General features: G+C 61.1%; 12 protein-coding genes. 5 read left to right on the forward strand and 7 right to left on the reverse strand.

All coding sequences use genetic code 11. The annotated features are described in order from the left end of the window. The first annotated feature begins 104 nt into the window (after positions 1–104). Positions 105–482, forward strand: coding sequence for a hypothetical protein (locus M1D99_RS23325; protein ID WP_186709198.1), 378 nt, complete (start codon positions 105–107; stop codon positions 480–482). Positions 483–732: 250 nt separating this feature from the next. On the opposite strand, the gene fadD1 is transcribed toward M1D99_RS23325, so the two are convergent. Further along, complete coding sequence (gene fadD1 / locus M1D99_RS23330) at positions 733–2,424, reverse strand: long-chain-fatty-acid--CoA ligase FadD1 (RefSeq protein ID WP_186709199.1); 1,692 nt, start codon at positions 2,422–2,424, stop codon at positions 733–735. 363 nt (positions 2,425–2,787) lie between these two features. Continuing rightward, positions 2,788–4,476: a long-chain-fatty-acid--CoA ligase FadD2 gene (gene fadD2, locus M1D99_RS23335; RefSeq protein ID WP_458130839.1), complete on the reverse strand. Its 1,689-nt coding sequence runs from the start codon at positions 4,474–4,476 to the stop codon at positions 2,788–2,790. A gap of 224 nt (positions 4,477–4,700) precedes the next feature. Between fadD2 and M1D99_RS23340 the strand changes: the two genes are divergently transcribed. Both M1D99_RS23340 and M1D99_RS23345 read left to right on the forward strand, forming a co-directional pair. Then, positions 4,701–5,645: an alpha/beta hydrolase gene (locus M1D99_RS23340; protein WP_434571934.1), complete on the forward strand. Its 945-nt coding sequence runs from the start codon at positions 4,701–4,703 to the stop codon at positions 5,643–5,645. Positions 5,646–5,685: 40 nt separating this feature from the next. Further along, a complete protein-coding gene (locus M1D99_RS23345) occupies positions 5,686–6,156 on the forward strand; it encodes a MaoC family dehydratase (protein WP_014336929.1) in 471 nt (156 codons plus the stop codon). Between the two features lie 174 nt (positions 6,157–6,330). On the opposite strand, the gene M1D99_RS23350 is transcribed toward M1D99_RS23345, so the two are convergent. From M1D99_RS23350 to M1D99_RS23365, 4 genes are all read right to left on the reverse strand, one after another. Next, a complete protein-coding gene (locus tag M1D99_RS23350) occupies positions 6,331–7,194 on the reverse strand; it encodes an efflux RND transporter periplasmic adaptor subunit (protein WP_186730491.1) in 864 nt (287 codons plus the stop codon). A 9-nt stretch (positions 7,195–7,203) separates the two neighbouring features. Continuing rightward, entirely contained in the window at positions 7,204–7,410 is a 207-nt protein-coding gene (locus M1D99_RS23355; RefSeq protein WP_003198565.1) for a DUF1656 domain-containing protein, read from the reverse strand. Then, positions 7,397–9,397, reverse strand: coding sequence for an FUSC family protein (locus M1D99_RS23360; protein WP_458130840.1), 2,001 nt, complete (start codon positions 9,395–9,397; stop codon positions 7,397–7,399). Before M1D99_RS23360 ends, M1D99_RS23355 begins: the two co-directional genes overlap by 14 nt. A gap of 260 nt (positions 9,398–9,657) precedes the next feature. Then, the gene (locus M1D99_RS23365) at positions 9,658–10,122 is read right to left on the reverse strand and encodes a ferritin-like domain-containing protein (protein ID WP_458130841.1); all 465 of its coding nucleotides are present in this window, start codon (positions 10,120–10,122) and stop codon (positions 9,658–9,660) included. Positions 10,123–10,328: 206 nt separating this feature from the next. Here M1D99_RS23365 and M1D99_RS23370 point away from each other — a divergent pair, with 206 nt between their 5' ends. Together M1D99_RS23370 and M1D99_RS23375 are read left to right on the forward strand one after the other, a co-directional pair. Then, positions 10,329–10,565: a DUF3820 family protein gene (locus M1D99_RS23370; protein ID WP_186709211.1), complete on the forward strand. Its 237-nt coding sequence runs from the start codon at positions 10,329–10,331 to the stop codon at positions 10,563–10,565. Between the two features lie 15 nt (positions 10,566–10,580). After that, positions 10,581–11,768, forward strand: a complete 1,188-nt coding sequence (locus M1D99_RS23375; protein ID WP_458130842.1) for an aminotransferase class V-fold PLP-dependent enzyme — start codon at positions 10,581–10,583, stop codon at positions 11,766–11,768. Positions 11,769–11,880: 112 nt separating this feature from the next. Here the strand turns inward: M1D99_RS23375 and M1D99_RS23380 are convergent, their stop codons facing one another. Next, positions 11,881–12,546 carry a bifunctional 4-hydroxy-2-oxoglutarate aldolase/2-dehydro-3-deoxy-phosphogluconate aldolase gene (locus M1D99_RS23380; RefSeq protein WP_053119112.1) on the reverse strand — a complete coding sequence of 222 codons (666 nt, stop codon included), beginning with the start codon at positions 12,544–12,546 and terminating at the stop codon, positions 11,881–11,883. Positions 12,547–12,550: the final 4 nt, after the last annotated feature.

The following is a 12,550-nucleotide window of genomic DNA, read 5'->3' on the forward strand; positions in this document are numbered from 1 at the left end:
GTTTCATCGTTCGTACAGGCGGGGCTTTATGTTTACCCGGCAACCACCGAGAATGCCCCACGTATTCAGGCGGCGGCCTGAAGCTCCAACCCCGTAGGAACGTTATGAAACTCGATAAAAAGCAGGCCATCGCCCGCAGAAACCTTGAACTGGGCGGCGCCGTACTGGGCGTCAACAACTGCCACTTCAGCGAATTGAACCGCAACCGTAACATCTTCTGGTTCGATATCCCGGTGGCGCGCCTGGCCATCGGTCAGTACGAATGGATCCACCTGCTGCTGCACACGCCGGCCACCGATGAGCTGCTGCACTTGAAAGTGCCGACCGTGTTCCTGCGCGAAAAAATGGAAGGCCTGGAAGTGCGCAACCAGGGTAAACGCAAGGCAGCCCTGAGCCTGGAGCTGAGCGCCGACAAGGATTCCTACCTGCAGGACATGCGGCCGGGTGGCACCAACCTGGATTTTGCGCAGTTCAGGTTGTAATGCTCCACATAGGTTGATTGCAGGGGAGCTGTTGTGGCGAGGGAGCTTGCTCCCGCTATGTGGGAGCAAGGCTTGCCCGCGATGGACGCGATGCGGTCTTACAGAATCGAGGCGCCTGTTTCGCGAGCAAGCTTTGCTCCCACAGCCCAGCGGGAGCAAGCTCCCTCGCCACAAAAAGCGGCCCCGCCTCGGGACATTCGCCGCACATGAAAAGCCCCGCATCAGCGGGGCTTTGTCATTGGCAACGGCCTTACTTCTTCAGCCCCAGCTTTTTAAGCTCTTCATCACGCAACTCGCGCCGCAGGATCTTGCCCACGTTGGTGGTAGGCAAGGCATCGCGGAATTCCACGGCCTTGGGCACCTTGTAGCCGGTGACGTTGGCGCGCATGTGCTCCATCACCTGTTCCTTGGTCAACGTGACACCCGGCCGTGCGACGATGAAGATCTTGATCGCCTCGCCAGACTTCTCGTCCGGGATGCCGATGGCCGCGCATTGCAGCACGCCCGGCAGGGTTGCCAGCACATCTTCCAGCTCGTTGGGGTACACGTTGAAACCGGAGATCAGGATCATGTCTTTCTTGCGATCGACGATGCGCATGTAGCCATCCGGCTGGATCAGCGCGATGTCACCGGTCTTGAGCCAGCCTTCGCTGTCGAGGATCTCATCGGTGGCTTCCTGGCGCTGCCAGTAGCCTTTCATGACCTGCGGGCCTTTCACGCACAACTCGCCGATTTCGCCCAACGGCTGTTCGACGCCCGCGTCATTGATCACCTTGCACAGCGTCGACGGCACGGGGATGCCGATGGTACCGACCTGGATGTGCTGGATCGGGTTGACCGTGGCCACCGGGCTGGTTTCGGTCATGCCATAACCTTCGCAGATCGGGCAACCAGTGACCGCTTTCCAGCGCTCGGCTGCCGCGAGTTGCAGGGCCATGCCACCGGACAGGGTGACTTTCAGGGCCGAGAAGTCCAGCTTGCGGAAGGCTTCGTTGTTGCACAGGGCCACGAACAGCGTATTGAGGCCGACGAAACCGCTGAACTTCCACTTCGACAGTTCCTTGACCATCGCCGAGAGGTCACGCGGGTTGCTGATCAGGATGTTGTGGTTGCCGATCAGCATCATCGCCATGCAATGAAAGGTGAACGCATAAATGTGGTAAAGCGGCAGTGGCGTGATCAGTACCTCACAACCTTCATTGAGGTTGGAGCCCATCAGCGCCTTGCACTGCAGCATGTTGGCCACCAGGTTGCGGTGGCTGAGCATCGCGCCCTTGGCCACGCCGGTGGTACCACCGGTGTATTGCAGCACGGCCACATCGTCGCTGGAGGGGTTGGCTTCGTTCACGGGCTGGCCGTGGCCTTTGCTCAACACGTCGTTGAACTTCACGGCCTTGGGCAAGTGATAGGCCGGGACCATTTTCTTGACGTACTTGATCACGCTGTTGATCAACAGGCGCTTGAGTGGCGGTAGCAGGTCGGCGACTTCGGTGACGATGACGTGCTTGACGCCCGTCTTCGGCACCACGGTCTCGGCCAGGTGCGCCATGTTCGCCAGGCACACCAGCGCCTTGGCGCCGGAGTCATTGAACTGGTGCTCCATTTCCCGCGCGGTGTACAACGGGTTGGTGTTGACCACGATCAGCCCGGCGCGGATCGCACCGAACACGGCCACCGGGTACTGGAGAACGTTGGGCAACTGCACGGCGATTCGATCGCCCGGCTGTAAATCGGTATGCTGTTGCAGGTACGCGGCAAACGCCCCGGACAACTCGTAGAGCTCACCGTAGGTGATCGTCTTGCCGAGGTTGCTGAATGCCGGCTTGTTGGCAAAGCGTTGGCAGGACTGCTTCAACACCGCCTGAATATTCGGATACTCGTCTGGATTGATGTCGGCAGCAATCCCAGCTGGGTACTTATCCTTCCAAAAGTCTTCGATCATGGAAGCCCACTCCTCAGCAACGCGAATTCTCACCGCATTTGATGCGATTATTATTGGTGTGTTTATTGGTGAATCTGGCTTGAATCAAGGCCGAGAAGTCACAAAAGCGCGCCGAGAGTAGCAGCTTTGCCGAGGGTCGCCTAGAGCCAAAAACAACCCCCACAGTCATAAACATGACTCATGAATAGTCAATGGTCATTTTTAGAGTAAAAATTCGAACCTCTGCACAATTACTACAAAATACACAAAACCTGTGGGAGCGAGCCTGCTCGCGAAGGCGGCATATCAGTAACAAAGATGTTGGCTGATATACCGCTTTCGCGAGCAGGCTCGCTCCCACAAAAACACCATGAGGCAGGCGCCTCAGGCGATATCCCGCAACTCCCGCCGCAGGATCTTGCCCACCGGCGTCATCGGCAATGAGTCCCGCAAGACGATGTGCTTGGGAATCTTGTAGCCGGTGAAGTTCTCCTTGCAGTAGGCCTTGAGTTCTTCAAGGCTGACCCCGGTTTCCCGCGCCACCACGAACAACTTCACCGCCTCTCCCGAACGCTCGTCCGGCACGCCGATCACCGCGCAGTTGGCGACCTTGGGGTGGGCCATCACCACGTCTTCGATTTCGTTGGGGTACACGTTGAAACCCGAGACGATGATCATGTCCTTCTTGCGGTCAACGATGCGCACGAAGCCGTCCGGGTCGATCACCGCGATGTCGCCGGACTTGAACCAGCCCTCGCTGTCCAGCACTTCGGCCGTGGCCTCGGGTTTGTTCCAGTAGCCTTTCATGATCTGCGGCCCCTTGATGCACAGCTCGCCACGCTCGCCCAGGGGTTGCTCGACGCCCTCGTCATCGATCACTTTCATCAGCGTGCCCGGCACCGGCATCCCCACCGTGCCCAGGCGGGATTTACCGCCATAAGGATTGGCGCTGGCCACCGGCGAGGTTTCGGTCAGGCCATACCCCTCGGTAATGCCGCAACCGGTGATCTGCTGCCAGCGCTCGGCGGTGGCCTTGATCAACGCGGTGCCGCCGGAGTTGGTGACCTTGAGGTGGGAAAAATCCAGGGTCTTGAAGTCCGGATGGTCCATCAGCGCCACGAACAGCGTGTTGAGCCCCAGCAACAATGAAAAACGCCAGTTCTTCAATTCCTTGATGAAGCCACCGATGTCCCGCGGATTGGTGATCAGCACGTTGTGGTTACCGGTCACCATCATGCACATGCAGTTCGCCGTGAACGCATAGATATGGTACAGCGGCAGCGGCGCGATCATGACCTCCTGGCCTTCGCGCAGCAGCGGCTGTCCGTCATCGCCGAGCTGTCCCAGGCACGCCCGGGCCTGTTGCATGTTGGCCACCAGGTTGCCGTGGGTCAGCATCGCCCCCTTTGCCAACCCGGTGGTGCCGCCGGTGTATTGCAGCACGGCAATGTCATCGAGGTTGACCTTCAACGGCTTGATGCCCTGGCCGCGTCCCAGGCGCAAGGCGCTCTTGAAGGAAATGGCCTGGGGCAGCGAATAGTCCGGGACCATTTTCTTGACCTTGCTCACCACCGTGTTGACCAGCCAGCCCTTGGCGGTGGGCATCAGGTCGCCCATCTTCGCTTCGATCAGGTATTGCAGGTCCGTGTCGGGCAACACCTCCTGGACTTTCTGCCCGAACATGTTCAGGTACACCAGCGCCCGGGCACCGGAGTCCTTGAACTGATGACGCATTTCCCGCGGGGTGTACAGCGGGTTGGTGTTGACCACGATCAGCCCGGCGCGCAACGCACCGAACACGGCGATCGGGTACTGCAGGATGTTAGGCATCTGCACCGCGATACGATCGCCCGGCGCCAGGTCGGTATGGGCTTGCAGGTAACCGGCGAAGGCTGCGCTGTGGCGTTCGAGCTCGGCGTACGTGAGGGTCACCCCCATGTTGCTGAACGCCGGGCGGTCGGCGAATTTCTTGCAGGAACGCTCGAACACCTCGACCACCGACTTGTAGGCCCCGAGGTCGACATCCAGGGGCACGCCGGCCGGGCGCTTGTCATTCCAGAAATCAGGCTGCATTGTTTTTGTCCTCTTTACCTGAGCATATCCGGGCCGCGTCTGTATCGCTTGCAGAGGCGGAGCTCCTGGGACGCTAGCAGCTATGGCGAATCAGGCAAATATGGCAACCTGCGTCATAGATTGTGTGAATCTTCCTCCCATGGATCAGCCTGATCAGGCGAGACGCAGCGGATGCGCTATACAATGCAGCGACGCAGCGTCTGACTTTGTGCAAAGGAACCGCCATGATCCACCAAACGTTCTGGCTGACCGCGACCGACCACAGCCGCCTGTTCGTCAACCAGTGGCTGCCTGAAACCGCCCCGTTGGCGGTGGTCATGCTGGCCCATGGCATGGCCGAACACAGCGGCCGCTACGCCCGCCTGGCCCAGGCGCTGTGCGACGAAGGTTACGGAGTCTACGCGCTGGACCTGCGCGGCCATGGCAAGACCGGCGAAGAAGCGATCCTCGGTCACTTTGCCGACGAGGACGGCTGGGCCAAGGTCGTGGGCGACCTGGCCAGCCTCAACCATCACATCGGCCAGCAACATCCGGATACGCCTATTCTGCTACTGGGCCACAGCATGGGCAGCTACCTGGCCCAGGGTTACCTGCTGCATCACAGCGCCAGCCTGCACGGGGCGATTCTCAGCGGCTCGAACTTTCAACCGGTGGTGCTCTATCGCAGCGCTCGCCTGATCGCCCGCTTCGAACGCCGGCGCCAGGGTGCGGCGGGGCGCAGCGCCCTGATCGAGTGGCTGTCGTTCGGCAGTTTCAACAAGAAATTCAAACCGACGCGTACCCCCTTCGACTGGCTCAGCCGTGACCCGATCGAAGTTGATAAATACATCCACGACCCCTTGTGCGGTTTCCGTTGCACCAATCAGCTTTGGATTGACCTGCTCGGCGGCTTGCAGCAAATCAGCAAAGCGTCCAATCTCGCCCAGATCGATCCGGGCCTGCCCCTGCTGGTGATCGGCGGTGAATGTGATCCGGTGAGCGAAGGCAAGCGTCTGAAGGATCTGGCCGACGCCCTGCGCGACGCCGGCAGCCAACACCTGCAATTGACGATTTACCCGCAGGCCCGGCACGAATTGTTCAATGAAACCAACCGCGATGAAGTGACCGCCGACGTGCTGGCCTGGATCGCCCAGGCCTTGGACCACAAGCGGCCGCCACGCAGCGAGTAGGTTTGCGACGCTTTTCTTTACCCCACAGGATCTGAAACAGATGACCCAGGTTACCAACACCCCTTACGAAGCCCTCGAAATCGGCCAGACCGCCAGCTACAGCAAGACCGTCGAGGAACGCGACATCCAGCTGTTCGCGGCGATGTCGGGCGATCACAACCCGGTGCACCTGGACGCCGAATTCGCCGCGGCGAGCATGTTCAAGGAGCGCATCGCCCATGGCATGTTCAGCGGTGCGCTGATCAGCGCGGCGGTGGCGTGTGAGTTGCCTGGGCCGGGCACCATCTACATCGGCCAGCAGATGAGTTTCCAGAAACCAGTGAAAATTGGCGACACCCTGACCGTGCGCCTGGAAATCCTGGAAAAACTGCCGAAGTTCCGCGTGCGTATCGCCACCCGCGTATTCAACCAGCGCGACGAGCTGGTAGTGGACGGCGAAGCCGAGATCCTCGCCCCGCGCAAGCAGCAGACCGTGACGTTGCCGACGTTGCCGGCGATTACTGTCGGTTGATGCACCCTGTGGATTGAATGAACTGTGGCGAGGGAGCTTGCTCCCGCTCGGCGGCGAAGCCGTCGTAAAAAAAGCGCCCGCGTTTGATCAGATCTAACGTGGGCGCCTTTTTTGGGGACGCTTCGCGCCCCAGCGGGAGCAAGCTCCCTCGCCACAGGGAACGCAGCGCGGCGGTTATTGCGGGTCTTCCCGCACCTGCACGCTCGCAGTCATCCCGGCGCTCAGGTTCACGCCCTCAGGCACCTTGTCCAGCTTGATCCGCACCGGGATCCGCTGGGCCAGGCGCACCCAGTTGAAGGTCGGCTCGACCTCCGCCAGCAACTGCGCATCGGGGTTGGTGTTGCGGTCGGTAATGCCACGACTGATGCTTTCGACATGCCCCTCCAGCGCATGGCCGGCACTCATCAGCCAGACCTTGACCGGATCGCCCACACGAATCCTGGGCAACTTGGTCTCTTCGAAATAGGCCTGAACATAAAACGTCGAGTCGTCGATCAGCGCCATGACCGGCTGCCCGGCATTCACGTAGTTGCCTTCGGCCAGGCGCAGGTTGGTGATGTGGCCGCTGCGGGGGGCCAGGACCTGGCTGCGGGCCAGGTTGAGTTCGGCCACCTTGGCCTCGGCCTGGGCTTCGCGCAATTCGCCTCGGGCGATGCCGGCGTTGATCTGGGCGTTTTCCCGCAGTTCGGCACTGATGGCCTGGGGGCCCAAGGCGGCGCGGCGACTGGCTTCGTGTTCACGCAGACTCAACTGCTGCTGGCGTGTCTGGACCACGGCCCGGGCCTTTTCCAGCGCCGCCTCGAAACGCTCGCGATCAATGCTCAACAGCAGGTCGCCAGCCTTGACCTGCTGGTTATCCACCGCCTTGAGCTCGCGCACCCACCCCGACACATCGGGGGCAATCACCACCACGTCGGCGCGGATCCGCGCATCGCGGGTCCAGGGCGTGAGCATGTAGTACTGCCACAGGTGAAAGCCGGCGAAGATCGCCACGGCCACCATGCACAGCGTGACGGCAACACGTACGGATGTACGCATGTTCAACTCCTATAGCGGCCCGAGGACCACGGTAATAACAGTCAGGACACAGACATACAGGGCGCAGTCGAACAAGGCTTCATGCCAGATCCAGCGCCCGGCCGGCACCAGGCTGAGCAACAGGCGCAACGCACCCGTCACCAGCAAGGCCAGCACCACATAAATCAGGAACGGGCTGAGCAACACCCCGCCGATCGACCACTCACGCAAGCCCATGGCTGTGCTCCCGTCGTTCAGGTTCGTGCTGGCGGCACCAGGCGCGCCAGCTGTTTTGCAATTGCACCACCGCGCCTTGGGCCAGCTTCAGTGCGTCACCGGGCGGCTGGGCAGCCAGCACGTTCAGGAACTCGGCGCTCGCCGGGGCCAGCGCATCGGCCTGGTCACCGGCCGGGCCGCGTTCGAGTACCTGCTCCAGCGCTTCGAAATAACGGCGCTGCGCCCGGGTATCGGGCACTTGGGCGACGGCCAGGCTCAGGCGCAAATGCAACAACTCATCGCCAATGTCCAAGCCAAGCAAACCATCATCCCAACGGCTGCGCGCCTGCACCGGCAATTCAGGGTAATGCCGCGCCAGCTGCAACAGCCGGTCGGCCATGCGCCCACCGAACCAGCTCTCGGCGCCACGCAGGCTGCGATGGGTCAGGCGCACCAGATCGTGGAGAGTCGCCGCCAGCAGGCGGCGGCTGTGCCAGGCCGGGTTGCGCAAAATCAGCAGATTGAAAGCCAGCACCGCCGCGCCCACGCCGATCATCATCGCCTGGGCGTTGTTGAAGAACGCCGCGACGTCGTATTTCATCGCATTGAGCGGCGAAATCAGCACCACGAAATGCAGGCAGAACGACGTCGCCGTGGCGAAGATCTGCGGCTTGGCCATGCCCAATGCGCCGAAAAACAACGGCACGCCCATGGCCATGCACAGCATTGCGAAACTGCTCCATTGCGGCAGTATGAGCTCGCCGATCACGAACGCCGTGGGCACGGCCAACAGGATACCCCGTAGAAAACTCATGCCGATCTGCGCGCCGTTTTCACGACTGGCGAACAGGCTGCACACCACGCACGTCAGCAGCATCGCACCCGATGCGGCGGGCCAGGCGGTCGCCAGCCAGAAACAGGCAACGACCAGGAACGCCAGGGCGCTGCGAGCGCCGAAGACCATGGCCAGGGACAAGTCGCGATGGGGCGCCAGGGTGCGAGGTGGATCCGCCGCTTCCCTACCCTCCTGCACCGCCGTCAAGGCGGCGCAGGCGGCCAGGGCAGTATCGAGCAACAAGGCGAAGCGAGCCAGGCAGTAACTTTGCGCCGCGCTGAACTGCGGATCGTGGGACGCATCCCACACCCGGGGACGCAAGGCTTGGAGGGTCGCACTGTCGGCGTCGAGGGCTTGCTGTACCTCGTTCATCCATGGCTGGAGCGCCACGGTTTCCTCGGGGTCGAGCTGCTTCCACTGCCGCCGCACCGAGCGTGAAAGGCGCAACAGCATCAGCAACTTCTGGCTCAAGCCGCTGATGGCCCGGGCGCGCTGCCGGCCACGGCTGCCTTCGAACCAGGCATGTTCACGCTGGGCATCCACCGCGACAATCCTGCCCAGGATTTCCAGCAACCCTTTGCGGGCCTGGGCATCGCCGGCCAGGGTCGCACGGGCGGCCTGCATACCGCTTTGCCACGCCGCCAGCGCCTGACCGGCCAATTGCCGCTCGACCCGCAACGGCCAGAGCAAGGCGCTGGCCGCCGTGGCGCAGACGATGCCCAGGCTGATCTCGGTGCAGCGCGCCACCGCCTGATCGAATACGCCCAGCGGATGGGAAAGGGCCGGCAAGGCAATGATCGCCACCGTGTAACCGGCCAACACGAATGAGTACGACCAGGCACTGCGCAGCAGCGTCGAGCAGGCCGTGCACAGGCCCAACCAGAGTGCCAACGCCAGCAGGAATAACCACGGTGCCTGGGCGAACAGGCCCATGAACACCACCGACATGACGGTGCCCACCAATGTGCCGAGCAATCGCGCCAAGCCCTTCTGCACCACCATCCCGGACAAGGGCTGGGCGACGATGAACGCGGTCATCAGCGCCCACGACGGCTGCTCCAGCCCCAAGCGCAAGGCCAGCCACAACGCCAACCCACCGCCAAGCACGGTCTTGATGGCGAACTGCAAGGCGAGGCGGTCGGGGGCGAACAAGGCCTGGAAGGTAATGGGCACGCGGAAAACTCTTTGGGGGACGCCAGTAACAATAGATGCAATGCGAGGGGATGGGCGATGGAATTATTAGCTAGCTACCTATTAGAGTCCAGAGCTGTTTGTGGATGGATTCAACAACACACTTTTTCTGTTTGATGCTGAATGAGTTGAAATGCCATCGACCAGACTCCCCTCGCCACAACAGCGTTCACCTTCAACCTGAGTCGTCACACACAAAAAAACGCCAGCATGCTGGCGTTTTTGTGTGTGTGACGGGTTGTTTAGCTCGCGCGCGCCTGGTTACGCAGCGCCTTGACCTGGTCATGGTTGCGTTGCACACCGTGATACTGACGCTCCACAAGGTCACGGATGCCCACCAAGTTGTGTTTGTTGATCTTCTCGATGGCTTCCTTGTACGCCTTCAGCGCGTGGTCTTCGCCGCGCTCGGCTTCGTTCAACACAGCTTCTTCATCCTTGCCGGTGAACATGGATTTTACATCTACCCAACGGCGGTGCAGGTCACCGGCCACGCTGGTGGAAGTTTCCGGATCGCCGCCCAAGGAACGAACCGCTGCTTGCAGCTCAGCCGCGGCGGTTGCGCAATCGGCGGCACGTTGAACGAACAGCGACTTGAGTTGCGGATGCTTGATGTCTTCAGCACAGGTCTTGAAGCCTTCCTGGCCATCCTTGCTGGTCTCGATCAGGTCGTTCAAGACGGAGATGGATTCTTTGGTGATGTCAGTCATTTTTCAGTTCCTTTGCTGGTGAATAAAAAACCTGCAAGGGATATTGCATCAGCCATGCCAGCCCTCAATCAAAGTTAATTTTCTTTAAAATCAAAAAGTTAACTAACACGCAAAAATCTGTATCCGCGCGATTTGCATGATCTGTCATTTGGCCTGCATGCAGAATGCCTGTATTTTCGAGGCAGGTTTGAATCAAGACAATTGCCATGAATCCGGAAAAGCTCGAATTGCTCGTCACGCGCCAAATGCCCTTCGGAAAATACAAGGGCCGAATCCTCGCCGACCTGCCGGGTCAATACCTGAACTGGTTCGCTCGCGAGGGTTTCCCCAAGGGAGAGCTGGGCGGTTTGCTGGCCTTGATGCAGGAAATCGACCACAACGGCTTGGCCGACCTGCTGGACCCACTGCGCGCCAAACATGGCCTGCCCAAACCTCGCCATTGACTGACTGAGACCGCCATGCCCGAAAACACGCTGCGCGCCCACGATGAAATTTTCTGGCGGACCTTCGTCGACCGCTACGACATCGACCCCGCCGGGCCGCTCAATCTGGAAAACGGCTACTTCGGGCGTATGTCCCGCACCGTGGTGGAGGAGTACCAGCGCAACATCGAATTCATTAACCGTGGCAATTCGGTGTACGTGCGCCAGCATTTCGACCTGGAACACGGCGAAGCCATTCGGCGGCAGGTGGCCCGGCTGATCCACGCGTCCCCCCAGAGCGTGGCCTTGGCTGGCAGCGCCGTGGATGCCCTGCAAACGTTGATTCGCAACTACAACGGCCTCAAGCCGGGCGATCAGGTGCTGATCTGCGATGTGGAGTACGCCTCGGTCAAAAGCGCCATGCGCTGGCTGGCCCGCCAGCGTGGCGTGGAAGTGATCGAAATTGTCCACCAGCACCCCGCCAGCTTCGAAAGCCTGGTGGGCACTTATCGCGAAGCGTTCATTCGCTATCCGCGCCTCAAGCTGATGGCGCTGACCTACGTCAACCACCTCACCGGCTTGGTGATGCCGGTCCAGGCCATTGCCGAGAGCGCCCGGGAGTTTGCCGTCGATATCATCCTCGACGGTGCCCATGCCCTGGGCCAGATCGATTTCGACCTGAAGAAGCTCGGGATCGAATTCGCCGGATTCAACCTGCAGAAGTGGATCGGCGGCCCGCTCTCCCAAGGCTTCCTGTACATCGCCCCACAGCGGTTGGCCGACATCGATCCGGACATGGACGAAGACAGCTATCCCACCACCGACGTCCGCTCCCGCACGCCCCACAGCACGCCGAACATCCCCGCCTTGCTCACCCTGCCCCTGGTCTTCGAAGAACATCGGGCCCTGGGGGGTGCCTTGGCCAAGGGCGCGCGCCTCTGTTACCTGCGTGACTTGTGGGTGGACGCCGTGCGCGATGTACCGGGCATCGAAGTCATGACCCCGGATGACCGGCGCCTCTATTGCGGCATCACGGCGATGCGCTTTACCGCCCACACCGATCAACAGGCGATGGCTGATCGATTGCTCGATGAGCATGGGATCTTCACGGTGGTGCGCCAGACCAGCACCGGGCCGTGCATCCGCATTACTCCGGGGTTGATTACCTTGGCGAGTGATATCGAGCGGTTGACCCAGGCACTGATCCATCTGAGCCGCACCTAGATCCCTTGCCACAGGAAATCTTTGCCGGCATGAAAACCCGGGCAAAAAAAAAACGGTGCGCCGACCAAGCGCACCGTAAACCGTAGAACACCCAACGAGGTTCGGTAAAAAATCAGTCCAGCAGGGCCAAGGCCTCGGCGGTGCATTCCTGAATGCGGGCCCAGTCGCCGTTCTTGATCCACTCCGGATCGAGCATCCAGCTACCGCCCACGCACATCACGTTTTTCAACGCCATGTAGCTCTTGATGTTGGCCGGGCTCACGCCGCCGGTCGGGCAGAATTTCACTTCGCCGAACGGACCGCCCAAGGCCTTGATGGCCGCGACGCCGCCGCTGACTTCGGCCGGGAACAGTTTGAAGCGACGATAGCCCAGGCCGTAGCCTTCCATGATGCCCGAGGCGTTGCTGATGCCGGGGAGCAAGGGGATCGGGCTGTAGACGCTGGCTTCGAGCAGATCACGGGTAATGCCCGGGGTGACGATGAACTGCGAACCGGCAGCCTCGGCGGCGGCCAGCATGTGGCGGTCGAGCACCGTGCCGGCGCCGGTCACCAGTTCCGGACGCTGCTCGCGCAGCACCTGGATGGCCTTGAGGCCGTATTGGGAACGCAGCGTCACTTCCAGCGCCGTCAGGCCGCCGGCGGCCAGGGCATCGGCCAGCGGCAGGATGTCCTGTTCACGGGCGATGGTGATCACCGGCAGGATCCGCGCCTTGGCGCAGAGGCTGTCGATCAGGGCAACTTTGTCCGCCATGGAAACGGTCGGGGATGGGTTTGTCATAGCG

This window comes from Pseudomonas sp. R3-41, from assembly GCF_054161485.1.

Excerpts from the sequence above, each read along its gene's own strand:
- M1D99_RS23340 (WP_434571934.1), top strand. The coding sequence starts at position 4,701 with ATGATCCACCAAACGTTCTGGCTGACCGCGACCGACCACAGCCGCCTG.
- M1D99_RS23345 (WP_014336929.1), top strand. The coding sequence starts at position 5,686 with ATGACCCAGGTTACCAACACCCCTTACGAAGCCCTCGAAATCGGCCAG.
- M1D99_RS23365 (WP_458130841.1), bottom strand. The coding sequence starts at position 10,122 with ATGACTGACATCACCAAAGAATCCATCTCCGTCTTGAACGACCTGATC.
- M1D99_RS23355 (WP_003198565.1), bottom strand. The coding sequence starts at position 7,410 with ATGGGCTTGCGTGAGTGGTCGATCGGCGGGGTGTTGCTCAGCCCGTTC.
- M1D99_RS23325 (WP_186709198.1), top strand. The coding sequence starts at position 105 with ATGAAACTCGATAAAAAGCAGGCCATCGCCCGCAGAAACCTTGAACTG.
- M1D99_RS23350 (WP_186730491.1), bottom strand. The coding sequence starts at position 7,194 with ATGCGTACATCCGTACGTGTTGCCGTCACGCTGTGCATGGTGGCCGTG.
- M1D99_RS23370 (WP_186709211.1), top strand. The coding sequence starts at position 10,329 with ATGAATCCGGAAAAGCTCGAATTGCTCGTCACGCGCCAAATGCCCTTC.
- fadD2 (WP_458130839.1), bottom strand. The coding sequence starts at position 4,476 with ATGCAGCCTGATTTCTGGAATGACAAGCGCCCGGCCGGCGTGCCCCTG.
- fadD1 (WP_186709199.1), bottom strand. The coding sequence starts at position 2,424 with ATGATCGAAGACTTTTGGAAGGATAAGTACCCAGCTGGGATTGCTGCC.
- M1D99_RS23380 (WP_053119112.1), bottom strand. The coding sequence starts at position 12,546 with ATGACAAACCCATCCCCGACCGTTTCCATGGCGGACAAAGTTGCCCTG.
- M1D99_RS23375 (WP_458130842.1), top strand. The coding sequence starts at position 10,581 with ATGCCCGAAAACACGCTGCGCGCCCACGATGAAATTTTCTGGCGGACC.